This window comes from Arthrobacter sp. SO5 (assembly GCF_020532805.1).
Classification (GTDB): domain Bacteria; phylum Actinomycetota; class Actinomycetes; order Actinomycetales; family Micrococcaceae; genus Arthrobacter.
Window position 1 is genome coordinate 34060 of the sequence record NZ_MQTQ01000001.1, and the last position, 16760, is coordinate 50819.

At 67.2% G+C, this 16760-nt stretch carries 13 protein-coding genes; 11 read left to right on the plus strand and 2 right to left on the minus strand.

Going from position 1 to position 16760, the window contains the following annotated elements:
- Positions 1-25: 25 nt before the first annotated feature.
- Together murJ and BJG92_RS00170 are read right to left on the minus strand one after the other, a co-directional pair.
- Entirely contained in the window at positions 26-2101 is a 2076-nt protein-coding gene (gene murJ / locus BJG92_RS00165) for a murein biosynthesis integral membrane protein MurJ (RefSeq protein WP_374199743.1), read from the minus strand.
- A gap of 72 nt (positions 2102-2173) precedes the next feature.
- Positions 2174-2722 (minus strand): NUDIX hydrolase, encoded by a 549-nt coding sequence (locus BJG92_RS00170; RefSeq protein ID WP_374199744.1) that lies wholly within the window; start codon positions 2720-2722, stop codon positions 2174-2176.
- A gap of 184 nt (positions 2723-2906) precedes the next feature.
- On the opposite strand from BJG92_RS00170, the gene BJG92_RS00175 reads away from it, so the two are divergent.
- The 11 genes from BJG92_RS00175 to BJG92_RS00225 form a co-directional block, all read left to right on the plus strand.
- Positions 2907-4376: a CCA tRNA nucleotidyltransferase gene (locus BJG92_RS00175; protein ID WP_231961609.1), complete on the plus strand. Its 1470-nt coding sequence runs from the start codon at positions 2907-2909 to the stop codon at positions 4374-4376.
- 3 nt (positions 4377-4379) lie between these two features.
- Positions 4380-4961: a histidine phosphatase family protein gene (locus BJG92_RS00180; RefSeq protein ID WP_374199745.1), complete on the plus strand. Its 582-nt coding sequence runs from the start codon at positions 4380-4382 to the stop codon at positions 4959-4961.
- A gap of 651 nt (positions 4962-5612) precedes the next feature.
- Positions 5613-5753, plus strand: coding sequence for a hypothetical protein (locus BJG92_RS00185; protein WP_231961611.1), 141 nt, complete (start codon positions 5613-5615; stop codon positions 5751-5753).
- A gap of 170 nt (positions 5754-5923) precedes the next feature.
- Positions 5924-7393 carry a glycosyltransferase family 87 protein gene (locus tag BJG92_RS00190; protein ID WP_231961612.1) on the plus strand — a complete coding sequence of 490 codons (1470 nt, stop codon included), beginning with the start codon at positions 5924-5926 and terminating at the stop codon, positions 7391-7393.
- A complete protein-coding gene (locus tag BJG92_RS00195; RefSeq protein WP_231961613.1) occupies positions 7386-8825 on the plus strand; it encodes an NAD(P)/FAD-dependent oxidoreductase in 1440 nt (479 codons plus the stop codon). The genes BJG92_RS00190 and BJG92_RS00195 overlap by 8 nt, the downstream gene beginning before the upstream one ends.
- A gap of 174 nt (positions 8826-8999) precedes the next feature.
- Entirely contained in the window at positions 9000-10316 is a 1317-nt protein-coding gene (locus BJG92_RS00200) for a sensor histidine kinase (protein WP_231961614.1), read from the plus strand.
- On the plus strand, positions 10313-10969 hold the full coding sequence (locus BJG92_RS00205) for a response regulator transcription factor (protein WP_231961615.1): 657 nt from the start codon (positions 10313-10315) through the stop codon (positions 10967-10969). The genes BJG92_RS00200 and BJG92_RS00205 overlap by 4 nt, the downstream gene beginning before the upstream one ends.
- A 122-nt stretch (positions 10970-11091) precedes the next feature.
- Positions 11092-13071 carry a penicillin-binding transpeptidase domain-containing protein gene (locus tag BJG92_RS00210; protein ID WP_231961616.1) on the plus strand — a complete coding sequence of 660 codons (1980 nt, stop codon included), beginning with the start codon at positions 11092-11094 and terminating at the stop codon, positions 13069-13071.
- Between the two features lie 73 nt (positions 13072-13144).
- Positions 13145-14827 carry an ABC-F family ATP-binding cassette domain-containing protein gene (locus BJG92_RS00215; RefSeq protein WP_231961617.1) on the plus strand — a complete coding sequence of 561 codons (1683 nt, stop codon included), beginning with the start codon at positions 13145-13147 and terminating at the stop codon, positions 14825-14827.
- A 208-nt stretch (positions 14828-15035) separates the two neighbouring features.
- Positions 15036-15809, plus strand: a complete 774-nt coding sequence (locus tag BJG92_RS00220; protein ID WP_231961618.1) for a DeoR/GlpR family DNA-binding transcription regulator — start codon at positions 15036-15038, stop codon at positions 15807-15809.
- Positions 15806-16760 (plus strand): MFS transporter (locus tag BJG92_RS00225; RefSeq protein ID WP_231961619.1); only part of this gene is annotated, 955 nt, incomplete at its 3' end. The genes BJG92_RS00220 and BJG92_RS00225, both read left to right, overlap by 4 nt.

Sequence of the window (16760 nt, forward strand, 5' to 3'; positions counted from 1 at the left end):
CACGGCGCCGTGAACCGGGCGGACGTTACTTTTTCTTCTTACGGCCGAACGGGAAGTACGGATTCTGCCCCACCGGGCCCTGATACGTGCGGCGTCCCGGCAATGGAACGTCCACGCGGCCCAGACCCCCCTGGGCCGTGCTCGGCACTTCCTCGTCCGGGAGGTAGCCGCCCTCCGGTCCATTGCCACTGTCGGCATATTCATCCCGCAGGCCAAGGTCCGGACCGGCGCGGAAGGAGGCGGCATCGAATTCGCCGGAAATTCTGGGAATCAGTCCCGTATCCACCGAGACGGTGGCACGTTCCGGGCGCATACGTCCGGCTGCGGCATCTTCGGGACGGGTACCGGCGTGAACCTCAGCATCCCCGCCGCCGTCGGGCCCGGCGTCCTTGCCGCGGCGGAGCCGGCCGAGCAGAGGCTGCAGCAGATCCTGCAGCTCAGTCACCCGGAAAAGCTTCAGCAACAGCACGTAGACGGCCAGCATAACCGGGCCGGCGACGACGATCGTCACCAGTGCGGCGATCGGGGTGCTCCAGGCGAAGCCGTCCGGATTGTAGCCCCCCAACAGCCATAGCGCCCCGGCCCCGGCGAGGGCCGACCCCAGGGCCGCATAGCCCATGCCGATGTAAGAGTTCGCGATGCGGGGACCGTCCAGATGGCCCAGGAGGCGGCGCAGGAAGACCGCGCTGACAATCACGGACAGGATGTTGCCGCCGGTGTAGAGGGCGGCGATCGCGAAGATGATCTGGTCGAAGGGCAGGAACTGGATCATGAACGCCGCGACGACGTTGACCAGGGCCAGCACCAGTTGGATGAAGAAGGGGGTCCGGGCGTCCTCGTTGGCGTAGAACACGCGGGACATCATGAAGTTGGCACTCATGAACGGGGTACTGAGGGCCAGGATGGTCAGCGTCTGGGCCAGCATGACGCCGTCCTGGCGCACCCCGCCGGAGAAGAACATGCCCAGCGGTCCGGCCAGCGCGAACAGTGCCAGGGCACCGAAAACCGTGGCCACCGCCATGGTCCGCAGCCCGTGGGAGAGCGCGTTGCGCAGGGCCGCCTTGTCTCCATCCTGGGAGGCCCGGGTCATCCGGTTGAACAGCACGGTGGCCAGGGACAGCGCAATGATGGAATGCGGCAGCAGGTACAGCTGGCTGGCCACCTCCAGCACGGCGTTGCCCGGAAGCGCCGCGGCGCCCGGATCTCCGGCTTGTTCGAGGCGGAGCCGTTCCGCGCCCGGAATCGTGGCGATGCGCATGACGTAAAGGAAGGCCAGCTGCCCGACGGCGGCCGTGGCCAGGGTCCAGACGCTCAGCTTGGCGGCATGACCCAGTCCCACGCCGCGCCAGCCGAAGCGCGGCCGCAGTCCCAGCCGGAGCCTGAACACCGGAACCAGCAGGATGGCGGTCTGGGCGATGACGCCGATGGTGGAGAACCCGGCCACCAGGAAGGTCTGGAACGAATCCCAGCTTTCGATCGTGTGCGGATTAGCCGCGTTGGCTCCCATGATGCCGATGAACATGCCGAGGCCGGCGATCGCCACTATATTGTTCAGGATCGGAGCCCACATCGCGGGGCCGAAGGCGCCGTGGGCGTTCAGCACTTGGGTCAGCAGGGCATAGAGGCCATAAAAGAAGATCTGGGGCAGGCACCAGAACGCGAAGGACACAGCCAACGCCTTCTGCTGGGGCGAGTAGCCCTGCGTTGTCAGTTCAATGACCCACGGTGCCAGCAATGTCACCAGGAGCGTGAGGACAACGAGCACCAGCACCGCCAGGGTCAGGAGCCGGCTGATGTAGTCCGCTCCCCTGTCCGGCGCCTTGCTGGCCTTGATGATCTGGGGCACCAGGACCGCATTGAACACGCCGCCCGCCACCAGCAGGAAAATCAGGTTCGGCAGGTTGTTCGCGTTGATGAAGGTGTCGTTGACAGTGGAGCCCAGGCCCAGGGCAGCCGCCAGCATCCAGGTCTTGCCGAAGCCCAAAAAGCGCGACACGAGCGTACCCGCGGCCATGATGGCGCTGGAGCGGGCCTCTCCGGATTGGACGGCCGTGGAATCGGCGGGGCCGGAGTGCGCTGGGGTGGGTTTGGCAGATGACATCGTCTTCATCGTCTCACCCGGGCAGGGCAAAAGGGGTAATCCGCGGCCGGTTATGGCCGGTTCCCTGTGCCCTCAACGGGTTCCCGGCAGGACATCCTTGGCGAGATCGGCGATGCGGCGCTCGTTGGGGAAAGAGAGCTTGCGGGCCAGTTCATGGATGGGAATCCAGGCGACGTCGACGGCTTCCTTGTCCGGATCATTTTCAATGGTCAGCCCTCCTCCCGTGGCCTGCAGGAGGTAGTGGTGGACGGTCTTGTGGACCCGGTGCCCGCTGACAGTGAACCAGTAGTCGATGCTCCCGAGCGGGGCGAGGATCTTGCCTTCGATGCCCGTTTCCTCCGCGATTTCGCGCACGGCTGCTTCCTCATTGCTTTCTTCGCCTTCGGGATGGCCCTTCGGCAGGCACCATTCCAGGCGTCCTCCCCGGTTAAGGCGGGCGATGATCGCAACCCGGAGTTCGGCGTCGGACGTGTCCACCACGACGCCGCCTGCGGAGACCTCCTCGACCGTGGGCAGGGAGGCCTGTCCCGAGTGCTGGACGGGCGCAACATTGGCACCGATTGCCGAAGGCAACGGTGCGTTTGTCCTCCTGCCGGGAGCGCTCGGTACGGGATGGGCCATGAAGTCCACTCTAACGACTCTTGTCCGCAGTTGATGACCTAAACATGACAGGAAAGTGGACGGCGGGGAAAGTCGATTGCTGCCGTTGCGGGCCCGCGCGTCCACCGGCTCCGCATCGAGGAGGGCCACTGTGCGGGATCTGCCGGGATTTCTGCCGGGCTTGAGAAACTATGCTTAAGGGACCATGGCGCATCCACATCACAAGACTGACCCGCACACTGTTGATTTCCAGGTGGACCCGGTGGTCCTGGAGCTCGGACAGCGGTTCGTCGACGCCGGGCATGAGCTCTCGCTGGTAGGCGGGCCTGTGCGTGACCTTTTCCTTGGCCGGATATCCCCCGACCTTGACTTCACCACCGACGCCACCCCCGGCCAGACCGTTGCACTCATCAAAAAGTGGGCTGATAACTACTGGGAGATCGGGCGCGCCTTCGGCACCATCGGGATGCGCAAGGCGGGCTTCCAGATCGAAATCACCACCTACCGCGCCGAGGCCTACGATCCCGACTCCCGCAAACCGGTGGTGGCGTTCGGGCATTCCCTGACGGATGACCTCCTCCGGCGTGACTTCACCATCAACGCGATGGCGCTGCGCCTTCCGACGCTGGAGCTCGTGGACCCGTTCGGCGGCGTCCGGGACCTGCACGCGTCGATGCTGGCCACCCCCGGGGCTCCCGAGGCGTCCTTTTCCGACGACCCGCTCCGGATGATGCGCGCCGCCCGCTTCGCCGCCCAGCTGGGCGTGACGGTGAGGCCTGACGTCCGCGCCGCCATGACCAGCATGGCTGAACGCATCACCATGATTTCAGCCGAGCGCGTGCGTGAGGAGCTGGTCAAGCTCATCTGCGCCGCCGGGCCCCGGGAAGGCGTCGATTTGCTCGTGGACACCGGTCTGGCCGAGTTCGTCCTGCCCGAGGTAGCCGCGCTGCGTCTTGAATCGGATGAACACCACCGCCACAAGGACGTCTACCAGCACTCGCTCCAGGTCCTGGAGCAGGCAGCGTCCCTGGAGACTGACGCCGACGGCGCCGTGCCCGGCCCGGACTTTGTGCTGCGGTTCGCCGCACTGATGCACGACGTCGGAAAACCTGCCACCCGCCGTTTCGAGTCCGGCGGCGCCGTGACCTTCCGGCACCACGACATGGTTGGCGCCAAGCTGACCACCAAGCGGATGAAGGCGCTCCGCTTCGACAACGACACCATCAAGGCCGTGGCCAAGCTCGTGGAGCTGCACATGCGGTTCTACGGTTACGGCGATGCGGGCTGGAGCGATTCCGCCGTCCGCCGGTATGTCACCGACGCGGGGCCGCTCCTGGACCGGCTGCACCGGCTGACCCGGTCCGATGTCACCACCCGGAACCAGCGCAAGGCTGAGCGCCTCGCATTCGCCTATGACGACCTTGAGACCAGGATCGCGGCGCTGCGCGAGCAGGAATCCCTCGAGGCGGTCCGCCCCGATCTCGACGGTGGCAAGATCATGGAGCTGCTGGGGCTGAAGCCCGGCCCCGTCGTGGGACGCGCCTACAAGTTCCTGCTTGAAGAGCGGATGGAACACGGGCCGCTGGATCCCGCCGTGGCCGAGGCACGGCTGCACGCGTGGTGGGCATCCCAGCCGGAGTCCGCCGTCGAACTGTCCACCACTGAGGAGTCCTAAGTGATTGATGCTTCCAACAGCCCGCGTCCGCAGTTGTGGATCCTGCGGCACGGCGAAACGGAATGGTCCAAGAGCGGGCAGTACACCGGGCTCACCGACCTTCCACTCACTGTGGAGGGCGAGCAGCAGTCCGTGGAGGCACGCAAGGTGCTCGACGCCGTCGACTTCGAACTGGTGCTGACGTCCCCCCTGCGGCGGGCGCGGCGGACCGCGGAACTTGCAGGCTTTCCCGACGCCGAGCTGGAGCCGCTGGCGGTCGAGTGGGACTATGGCGACTATGAGGGCATCAGCTCCGACCTCATCCGCAAGGACAACCCTGAATACCTGATCTGGACCTACGGTGTGCCGAACGGTGAATCGCTCGACGATGTTGCGGCGCGGGCGGACAAGATTGTGGCGCGCGTGCTGGAATCCGGCCTGGACAATGTCCTGGTCGTAGCTCACGGACACTTCTCCCGGATCCTGACGGCCCGCTGGCTGGGGCTTGACGCCCATGAGGGCCGCCATTTCGTCCTGGGGACCGCCAAAGTCTGCACGCTGGGCTGGGATAAGAAGACGCCGGCAGTAGTTCGCTGGGGCCTGTGAATGCGGTTTAGAAAATACTTTTAAGAAAGTTTATAAATGCGGTAGTCAAGTGCCGCATTCATGGTGTATTTTTATTTCTGACCCCAGAGCGTCCTGCCGGGGTCGAGGCGCACGTCGCCCGGCCAGTCAGCCGGTGCAACGTCATAACAGAAAAGGAGGTTGGGAGAAATGATTACTTTGACTAGCGGATGGATGTATTGCATCGCCGCCACCCCGGCCTCTGCCTCTGAACCGCGCCCAAATTTTGGCCCGACTGTCTCCTGACCCTTCCGCTCACGGCCTGGTTTTTGACTTAGGACCCCGAGCCACGGCGATACCGGCACTCCCCTTCCCGGGAGTCCCGTGACAGCGGCCTGACCCAGGCGGAACCACGCGGTTGCGCAGCACCCCCAAAGATCGGAACCCAGCTTCTTGTTGGGGTTGCGGCGCTCATGCGTTCAGGGGCCATCCTTTCGCTTTGCGAAATCGATTAATTAATGCCGGGCATTTTCGTGCCCAATTACGGCCTTTTCTTCCTCAATTCACAGAGGCCTTAATTGGCATGCCCAATTACTACCCGTTCCCATTAGTGCCAATGAAAGGTCCGCCGTGACTATTGGCAGAACCACAGCCCGTACACGCAGCACTCGACACCGAAGGGAGGTGACCACCATGAAGCAGAAACTGCAGTCGCTCGTGCGCCTGAGCCTCAAGCCCGCCCCACGGCACACGACGCTGTTCAACGGACAACTCCTGGACCAGAAGCGTGAAGACGTTTACGTCGTTATGCACCAGATGGGCCTCATCCGCTGAGGACACGTCACAGCCACAGAAAGAAGAACTGATGACTGACCCCGGAACTGATCCGCGGGGAGCCCACGCGGCGGCGCGTGGGCTCCCTGTTCACGGTTCCCTTCCCCGTTCCAGATCCGCCTGCACGGCGCAGCACTCCCAGCCGGAGCCGCCCCGGTAAGCTCGAAGGCATGCAGGAGACAAAGCCGCCGGAGCACCGCAGACGGGCCCGACTGGTCATACCAAGCCGCAGCGACCTGCTGCTGAGGAACTTCACGGAACTCATCGGCGGACCCATGGGCCGCCGCTCGGCACCGGGCATCGTCTCCCCCGGATTCTTCACCGTGGAACGCGTCCTCATTCTGCTCACCGTCCTTGCGGCCCTCGCAGGCATGCTCCTCAAGTCCTACTGCCGGAGCAACGGCTGGGAAACCCCCGGCCAGTTCTACGCCACCTGCTACTCGGATTTTCCCGAACTCTTCAGGAACCGTGGGCTCGGCACCGGGGCGTTCCCGTTCATTACGCAGGGAACGTTCTTCGAATACCCCGTGCTGATGGGCTTCATCGCCGGAGGCACGGCGCTCGTGCTGCCCGGCGAAGGCGTCACGAGCGAGCGCATCCTTGCCTACTTCGATGTCAATGCGGCCCTGGTCGCCGCGGTCTGGATCGTCACGGTGCTGGCTACCGCCCGGATGACGCCCCGCCGGCCTTGGGATGCCGCCATGGTGGCAGTGGCTCCCGGCATTGTCCTGGCCGGCACCATCAACTGGGACATCTGGGCAGTCGGCATGCTGGCCCTCGGCATGTATTTCTTCTCCCGGAACAGGCCGGTGCTGGCGGGGATCTTCATCGGCCTGGGAACGGCCACTAAGCTTTACCCCCTGCTGATCCTCGGCGCGATCCTGCTCCTCGCCCTCCGGACCGGACGCATCCGGCCCATTCTGGTCACCGCCGGCGCCGCGGCCGCGGCATGGCTGGCCGTCAACCTTCCGATGGCTGCCCTGGATCCGGCCGGCTGGAAGTACTTCTACCAGTTCACCGAGGAACGGCCCGCCGGTTACAGCTCGCCGTGGTTCGCCTACAACCTCGTGGCAGGACGGGTCGGTTGGGTCCCGTTGCAGGCCGAGGCCGTCAACGCGCTGGCCCTGAACCTCTTCGTCCTGGCCTGTATTTTGATCGGGGTGCTGGCCCTCGCGGCGCCCCGCCGGCCCAGGCTCGCCCAGTTGGCCTTCCTGATCGTGGCCGCCTTCATCCTCACCAACAAGGTGTATTCACCGCAGTTCGTCATCTGGCTCGTTCCACTGCTGGCACTTGCCAGGCCCAGGTGGCGGGATTTCCTGGTCTGGCAGACCTTCGAGGGGCTGCACTGGGCTGCGGTCTGGATGTACCTTGGCCAGGTGACCAGCGGCGGCGCCACCCAGCACAATATCGACATGCCTTACTACGTCCTGGCCGTCGTCTTCCACATGCTTGCCACCGCGTACCTGATGGCGCGCGTGGCCTGGGACGTCTGGGATCCCCGGTACGACGTCATCCGTCGGCACGATCTGGACGATCCGCACGGCGGACCCTTCGACCGTGCACCGGACTGGCTTCGGGTGAATCTGATGAACCCCTCGGCGTCACGGCTGCCCTGGCGGAAGGTGCCTTCGGATGCCTGACGTAGCGGTCATCGGATCGGGCCCGAACGGTCTCGCTGCCGCGGTGACGATGGCCCGGGCCGGGCTCAGGGTACACGTCTACGAGGCGGCGGACACCCCCGGCGGCGGACTGCGGACCACGGAACTCATTGAGCCCGGCCACCTCCATGACGTCTGCTCGGCGGTGCACCCGATGGTTCTCGCCTCCCCCTTCTTCCGGGAGTTCGAGCTGTCCCGGCGGATCCGGTTGGCGGTGCCGGAGGTCTCCTACGGCACACCGCTCGACGGCGGACGCGCCGCGCTTGCTTACCGTTCACTGGAGCGGACCGCTGCCGGGCTGGGGCGGGACGGCCCCGCATACCGGCGGCTGATGGCGCCGCTGGTGCAGCGGACGGAGGGCATCACCGAGTTCACCCTCAACCAGCTGCTGCGGATCCCGAAGGATCCGGTTGCGGCCACGGTGTTCGGACTCCGGACTCTGGAACAGGGCTCCCGGCTCTGGGGCGCCAGATTCAGGGAGGACCTGGCACCGGCGCTTCTGACCGGTGTCGCGGCACACGCCGTGGCGAGGCTGCCCGCGCTGACGGCGGCCGGTGCTGGCCTCATGCTGGGCGTCCTGGGACACACCGGTGGCTGGCCCATCCCCGAGGGGGGATCGGCGGCGATTGCCCGGGCCATGGTGGCGGATATCGAAGCCCACGGCGGGGTGGTGGAAACCGGAGCACGCATTCAGTCGCTGTCCGAGCTTCCCCCCGTCCAGGCCACGCTGCTGGATGTGGCCCCGCCCGGACTGCTCCGGCTCGCGGAGGGACGATTCCCCGCGCGCTACCGCCGGGCGCTGGAAGCCTTCCGCTTCGGGAATGCTGCCTGCAAGGTCGACTTCATCCTCTCCGGACCGGTTCCGTGGGCAGCGCCCGGGCTCGCCGACGCCGGGACGGTGCATGTGGGGGGTCCGCGGGCGGAGACGGCAGAGGCCGAGAACCTGGTCGCTGCGGGCCGGCACCCAGAGAGGCCCTATGTCCTGGTCTCCCAGCCGTCGCGGTTCGACGCCGGGCGGGCACCGGCTGGCCGGCACATCCTGTGGACCTACTGCCATGTCCCGGCCGGTTCCACGGTGGACATGGGTGAGGCAGTTACCGCCCAACTCGAGCGCTTTGCCCCCGGCTTCCGGGACCTTGTGCTCCGGTGCAAGGTGACGACCGCGGCCGGGCTGGCCGACTACAACGAGAACTACGTTGGCGGTGACTTCGGTGCCGGCCTCATGGACCTCCGCGGCCTGGTCCGGCGGCCGGTCCTGAGTCCCGTGCCCTGGCGGACCCCCCTGCGCGGCGTCTACCTGTGTTCCTCCTCCACCCCGCCGGGTCCGGGTGTCACCGGCATGCCCGGGTTCCAGGCCGCAAAATATGCCTTGAAGGACATATTCGGGCTGCCGGTGCCCGGGCTGGGGCGCTAGGCGCCACGGCAGCCGTCAGCGCCACGAACTGTATGTCATGCACGCGCATCACCGACGCGACGTGGAACCTGTCGGCGACCTGGCGGCGGACCTCCGGTCAACCAAAAGGTTGATCGTCGCCGTGCTGCGCCGTTTTCAGCCAAATCCGCGCCTGCCCGGCACTACGCTGAAGCTATGGATAGCCAAGCGGGTGGTGCGGACACGGCGTCCACAGGTGCCTCCGCCATCCTGCGGCTCCTGCGGGTAAGCCTCCACGTCGGCTTCGCGGGACTGCTTCTCGTGGCCCTGGTCCGGCAGGTCGGTGCCGGGATCGAGGGCGTGGCGTGGCTGACGGTGGCCGCCGCTCTCCTACTCGCGGCCGTCTACCTGCTGGGGACGGTGCTGGAGAAGCGCCACTCCGCCGATCCGTCGCGCTTCGATCCGCGGCCCTATTCCACGTGGTGGCTGGCCGTCGTCTGCCTGCTCTGGCTGCTGCTGATCTGGGCCAGCGCCGACTTCGTGTGGCTGGCCTTCCCGCTCTTTTTCCTGCAGTTGCACGTCCTGCCGCGGCGTGTGGCGTTGCCGGCCATTGCGCTGAGCACCGTCCTGCTGATCGGGGCTTTGTGGTTGCACAACAGCGGAGGGGACGGCGGTCCGCTTCAGCTGCCGATGGTGCTGGGACCGGTGTTCGGGGCGGCGTTTGCCGTGGTCACCGGGCTCGCGTACCGCGCGCTCTACCTTGAGGCGGAAAGCCAGCGGCTGGCCGCCGAGGAGCTCCGCCGCACCCGGGAGGAACTCGCCCGGAGCCAGCACGACGCCGGAACCCTCGCCGAGCGGTCCCGGCTGGCCCGCGAAATCCACGACACCCTTGCCCAGGGTTTTTCCAGCATCGTGCTGATGGGCCGCTCCGCCGAGAAGGCCCTCGACGACGAAGACACCGCCACCGCTCGTGCCCGGCTCCGGACAGTCCAGGAGACAGCCTCGGCCAACCTGGCCGAGGCGCGCAACTTTGTCCGCGGGCTGCAATCGCCTGCGCTCGAAGAGAGCTCTCTCGTGAACAGCCTCCGCCGGCTTTGTCAGAAGACCGAAACCGAGGCGGCCGCCCGCGGAGCAGGTCTTCGCTGCCGCTTCGATCTGGAGGGGACGCCCGTGGAGCTCCCCAACCCCTACCGCACCACACTGCTGCGCGCCGCGCAGGCGAGCCTCGCGAACGTGTGGGTTCATGCGAAGGCGGGGACCGCCGTCGTGACCCTGTCCTTCCTGGGGAGCGAGGTGGCGATGGACATTTACGACGACGGCGCCGGATTCGACCCTGCCGCCGCTGCAGGGAAGGGGCGTCCCGACGGGTCGGGGTACGGGCTCAAGTCCCTGCGCGACCGGGTTGCCGCCCTGTCCGGCAGCCTGGACATCGAGTCTGCCCCGGGCGAGGGCACCGTGGTGGCGATCCGGCTGCCGCTTGCAGTTGCCGGCGCGGGAATCGGTGCGGAAGAACCGGAGAAGGAGGCACCATGAACGCCATCCGTGTGCTGCTCGTCGACGACCATCCGGTTGTTCGGGCCGGATTGAGGGCCATGCTGAGCGATTTCGAGGGCATCACGGTGGCCGCGGAAGCGGCCGACGGCGGCGCCGCGCTTGCTGCGCTGGCCCGGCTTCATGCCCTCGGCGAACCGGTCGACGTCGTGCTCATGGACCTGCAGATGGGTGACGGGATGGACGGTGTGACGGCGACGGGCAAAATCAAGGCCGGCGCGGCCGGGCAGCCGCCGCCCCCGGTGCTGATCCTGACCACCTACGATTCCGACGCCGACATCCTCGCCGCGGTGGAGGCCGGCGCGAGCGGCTACATGCTCAAGGACGCGCCGCCGGAGCAGATCCGGCAGGCGGTGCTCTCCGCAGCTTCCGGGCAGACGGCGCTGGCACCGGAGGTGGCCGCCCGGCTGATGGGCCGGATCCGGAACCCCGAACCGGCCCTGTCGTCCCGGGAAATCCAGCTGCTGGAACTGCTGGCCACCGGACTGGGCAACCGGGCCATCGCCAAGCAGCTGTTCATCTCCGAAGCTACGGTCAAGACCCACCTCGGGCATATCTACGGAAAGCTTGGGGTGGACAACCGCACTGCCGCGATTTCCGTTGCCACCCAGCGGCGGATCATCCGGCGTCTCTAGCCCGCTTGTGGACTGCATGTAGGGTAACCGGGCCGGAACGCCAGGCCGGGCGCAGTGCTTTGGTCTGCCGGCAGGATTCATGTGACAAGGAGATTGTCCGGTGCTCGGTGCATAATTGCGCGATGGGGAACTCATCAAAACTTTCACTTGCCCTTGTCGGGCTCATACTCGGCGCCTCCCTGGTGGGGTGCTCCGACGGCCGCGCCGGCGCGCAGGACGCCGCGAAGCAGCTTGCGTCCGCCGTGGAGGCGCTCGACGTCGGCTCGGTCGCATTTGACGGGAAGGATTCCGGCGCGGCCAACGACCAGCTCAGGGCAGTGTTCAAGGCGCTCGATCCGGCGAAGCCCGCCGTTGAGGCCGGCGATCTGACGCTCGATTCCGGCACCGCCACGGTCCCGCTCACCTACAGCTGGAAGATCGGTTCCGGCGAGTGGAAGTACACCACGTCCGCCCAGTTGAAGAAGTCGGGTGACAAGTGGCTGACCATATGGAATCCGGCCACCCTGGTGCCGGACCTGGCCGAGGGGGAAATCCTTGGCACGGCGAGCCAGACGCCGCCGCGGGCCGATATCCTCGGTGCCGGTGACGCCAAGCTGGTCACGTACCGGCCTGTTGTGAATGTGGGCATCGACAAGCCCCTGCTGGCCTCCGCCGATCCGGCCGCGTCCGCCGCGAAGCTCGCCCAGTTAGTGGGAGCTGACCCCGCCGCCTACGCCCAGCAGGTGCAGGCGGCCGGGCCCGAGGCGTTCGTCGCCGCCATCACCCTGCGCCAGGACGGCCGAACAATCACCGACGCACAGATCGCCGAGATCCCCGGCGCCCGCGCCATCGCCGACCAGCTCCCGCTTGCACCGACCCGCACTTTCGCCCGCGCGCTGCTGGGCACCGCAGCCGAGGCGAACGCCGAACAGATCGAGAAATCAGGCGGGGCGCTCAAGGCCGGGGACACCACGGGAACCGGCGGTCTCCAACAGCAATACGACGCACAACTGCGCGGCACCGACGGCATCCAGGTCTACGTCGAGAAGCCCGGCCTCACCACCGAGCAGAAGCAGGCCTTGCTCAACGGCGGGCGCCGGGTCCTGTTCCAGCTGGAGATCAAGGCGGGGACCGCGCTGAAGACAACCCTGGACCCGAACCTGCAGCAACTGGCCGAGGGCATCCTCGGCAAGGTCGGTCCCGCCTCGGCCATCGTGGCGCTCCGGCCCTCCACCGGCGCCGTGCTCGCAGCGGCTTCCGGGCCGGGAAGCAACGGCTATGACACCGCCATGCTGGGACAGTACGCCCCGGGGTCAATCTTCAAGATCGTGGATGCCCTGGCAATGCTCCGCAATGGTTTGACCCCGGAATCAGCAGTGGACTGCCCGGCGACCCTGACGGTGGACGGCCGGACCTTCAAGAACGCCGAGGGGTACCCCGTCTCCTCGCTGGGCTCCGTGACCCTGCGCGACGCCTTCGCGCATTCCTGCAACACCGCCTTCATCAACGCCCGGGACCAGGTCAGCCAGGCCCAGCTGGAATCCGCGGCCACTTCCCTGGGTGTCGCGGTGGAAGCCCCCGGGCTGGGGGCAGGCGCCTTTCTGGGCTCCGTCCCGGGAACCGCCGAAGGCACCGGGCATGCGGCGTCCATGATCGGTCAGGGCAAGGTGCTCATGTCCCCGCTGGCCGCCGCGATCATGGCCGGGTCCGTCGCCAAGGGCGCCCCGGTCACGCCTCAGCTGGTGCTGAAACCCAACGCCAGCGACCCGGCCACCCCGGCAGCCGGGCCGACGGCGTCCGCTGCAGCGCCGTCGTCGTCAGCTCCGGCGCCGGCGAAAACGTCCGGAACGCCGGTGACCGCGGCGGAAGCAGCCTCGCTGGCGGACATGATGCGCGCCGTGGTGACGTCCGGACATACCGGCTTCCTGGCCTCCGTCCCCGGCGCGCCAGTGGGTGCCAAAACAGGGACGGCTGAGTTCGGCAAGGACAATCCGCCCAAGACCCACGCCTGGATCGTGGCCGTTCACGGTGACCTTGCCGTCGCCGTGTTCGTGGAGGACGGTGGCCTCGGCGCCACCACCTCCGGTCCGTTGCTCAAGGAGTTCCTGACCGCCGCGGGCTAAGTGCTGGCGCAGGGGCGGCCCGCTGGCGGCCCAATGCCGCGGCCGCGCGGCCGGGCCGTGGGAGGATGGAAGCGTGGCCCATATTGACGTTTCCAACATCGATTACTTCCTCTCCGACGGCACCCAGCTGCTCAACGGCGTGACCTTCAAGGTTCCGGACGGCAGCAAAACAGCGCTGATCGGACCCAACGGAACCGGCAAGACCACGTTGTTCCGGATCATCTCCGGCGACCTCATCCCGGACGAAGGCGTGATCGGCCGCTCCGGCAACATGGGCATCATGCGCCAGTTCGTGGGCCAGGTCCGCGACGATTCGACGGTCCGAGACCTGCTGGTCTCCGCCGCGCCGCCTGCCCTCGCGGCCGCCGCACGCGCCGTGGACGAGGCGGAACTGGCGATGATGGAGCACGACGACGAGCCCACCCAGATGACCTATGCCCAGGCGATCGTGGACTGGGGGGATGCCGGCGGCTACGACGTCGAGACCGTCTGGGACGAGGTCTGCATGGCCGCGCTGGGCCTGCCCTTTGACCGCGCGCAGCACCGCCCGGCGTCGAGCCTCTCAGGCGGCGAGCAGAAGCGGCTGGTGCTCGAGGCGCTCTTCGCCGGGCCGGACGAGCTCCTGCTTCTTGACGAGCCCGACAACTACCTTGATGTGCCGGGGAAGCGCTGGCTTGAGGGGAAGCTCAACGAGTCGAAGAAGACCGTCTTCTTCATCAGCCACGACCGCGAGCTGCTTAACAACGCCGCGGGCCGCATCGTCACGCTGGAGCCGGGCATCAACGGCGCCGGCGCGTGGATCCACGGCGGCGGCTTCGGCTCCTACGTGGACGCCCGCGCGGACCGGAATGCCCGTTTTGAGGAGCTGCGCAAGCGCTGGGACGAGGAGCACGTGAAGCTCAAGGAACTCGTCAACATGTACAAGAACAAGGCCGCATTCCGCTCTGACATGGCCAACCGGTACCACGCGGCGCAGACCCGGCTGGCGAAGTTCCTCGAGGCCGGTCCGCCCGAGGCGCTGCCGATCGAGCAGAATGTGCACATGCGGCTGAAGGGCGGCCGCACCGCCAAGCGCGCCGTTGTGGCCGAAAAGCTGGAGCTGACCGGGCTGATGAAGCCGTTTTCGACCGAGGTGTGGTTCGGCGACCGCGTCGGCGTGCTGGGTTCCAACGGCTCCGGCAAGAGCCACTTCCTGCGCCTGCTCGCTACCGGAGGCACCGATCCGGAGCGGGAGCACCTGCCGGTGTCCGACGTCGAGATCGCCGAAGTCCCGCACGACGGCACGGTGAAGCTGGGCGCCCGCATCCGGCCCGGGTTCTTCGCCCAGACCCATGTCCGTCCGGACCTGCTGGGCAAGACCCTGCTGGAAATCCTGCACCGGGGTGACGAGCACCGCTCCGGGATGGGCCGGGAAGCCGCGGCAGGGGCGCTGGACGGGTATGGCCTGGCCGCGCAGTCGGAGCAGAAGTATGAGTCGCTTTCGGGCGGCCAGCAGGCCCGGTTCCAGATCCTGTTGCTGCAGCTCTCCGGCGCTACGCTGCTGTTGCTCGACGAGCCCACGGACAACCTGGACCTGCACTCCGCCGAGGCGCTGGAACGGGCGATCGACCACTTCGAGGGCACGGTCCTGGCCGTCACCCACGACCGCTGGTTTGCCCGGACCTTTGACCGTTTCCTGGTCTTCGGCTCCGACGGCAAGGTCTACGAGTCCGGCGAGCCGGTCTGGGACGAAAAGCGCGTCGAGCGCGCCCGCTAGGCCCCAGCGTGGATCCCACACAGCAACGCGGGGTCACTTGGCGCCCATTCCGGGAGTGTTTTTGGGCGCTAAGTGACCCCGCGTTGCTTGGGGCGTGGCCGTTCCACCGAATCCACACTGCATGACGTCCCGGAAGGTGCCCTTCTGGAGCACGCGCCGCATTTGCGCACGGAATGATTAAACGATCATATTTGGTTAGCATTTGAGCATGAGTACTGAGGAGCGCCACCGCCTGATCGGCGAGCTGCTGCGCCGTCGAGAGCATGTGACGGTGGATGAGCTCATGACCGCCGTTGGCGCCTCCGGCGCAACAATCCGCCGCGACCTGGACATTCTTGCCCTCCACGGCGTCCTTCGACGGGTCCACGGCGGGGCGCGGAGCCTGGTGCTGGGCGGCGAAAACCCCGAGTACGGCCAACGCGAACTGGAAGAGCACGCGGCCAAGGGGCGAATTGCCGCCGGAGTGGCGCTCCTGCTCAAGGACCGGGGGCACGTCTGGCTGGACAGCGGCACCACCGCCACGGAAATCGCCCGCCAGTTGCGGCAGCGCGCAATGACCATCATGCCCATGTCCCTGCGCGCCATCGGCGTCCTGACCGCCGACGACGGACCGGCCGGCCACCGCCCCGAGCTGCTGCTGCCCGGCGGTAGCCTGGTCCCCGGCGAACTGTCCTTCCGCGGGCCGATGGCGGAGGCCAATATCCGCTCACTGCGCTTCGATACGGCGGTCATCACGCCCTGCGCCATGAACCTGCGGGACGGTCTGCTCGCCCACGACTTGGAAGACGCGGCCGTGAAGCGTGCCGGCCTGCAATCCGCTGGACGGGTGATCGTCGCGTGCGCCGGCTCCAAGTGGAACGCCAGTGCCGTCGCACTCGTCGCGGACCTGGACGCCGTGGACGCGATTGTGACGGACAGGACCTTCGGACCTGATGAACTCGCCCAGCTCGCCCAGAAGTCAGTGGAAGTAGTGACCGTATGACCAGCACCGCAACCCGTCCGCAGCTCAAGGCCGCGGCCTCGGCGACATTCCTCATTTTTGGGATCAACGGTCTCGTGTTTGCCAGCTGGGCCGCACGCATCCCGGCTGTGACGGACATCCTGCACATCAGTTCCGGGCAGATGGGAACACTGCTGCTGTCCGTTGCCCTTGGCTCCCTCATCGCCCTGCCGACCGCCGGCCTCGTGGTGGGCCGGATCGGGACGGCCAACGCCGTCCGCAGTGCCGGGCTCGTGGCGGCAGTTGCCGGGGCCGGCATCGCCCTGACCCTCCAGGCTGAATCGGTGCCCGGGACGGCTGTCGCACTGTTCTTCTTCGGCATCGGCATCGGGCTGTGGGACGTGTCCCAGAACATCGAAGGGGCCGACGTCGAACACAAGCTGGGGCGCACCATCATGCCGCAGTTCCATGCCGCGTTCAGCGGCGGCGCCTTTCTGGGTGCCCTGATCGGCGCCGGTCTGTCCACCGCCGGCATCGGGCTCCCGGTCCACCTGCTGGTGATAGCCGCCGTCGTGGCCGTGCTGACGATGCTTGCCCCGCGCTACTTCCTGCCGCACCTGCCCGCACAAGTTCCGGCGGGCGGGGAAGCGGCGCCGGTGAAAGACCGCTCGGCGTGGCGGGACGGGCGGACCTTGCTGATCGGCGTCGTGGTCCTCGGCGCCACACTGACCGAAGGCGCCGGAAACGACTGGATCGCCAAGGCCGCAGTCGACGGACTGGGTGCTTCGCAGTCCACGGGTGCCCTGCTGTTCGCCGCCTTTGTCCTGGCGATGACGGCTATGCGCTTCTTCGGCGGCCGTGCCATTGACGCCTGGGGCAGGGTGGTTGTGCTCCGAGCCAGCATGGCCGCGGCCGCCGCCGGGCTGGGCCTCTTCGTGCTGGCCGGTAACCTCTGGCTGGCCACGGCCGGGGCCGTGCTCTGGGGGGTGGGGG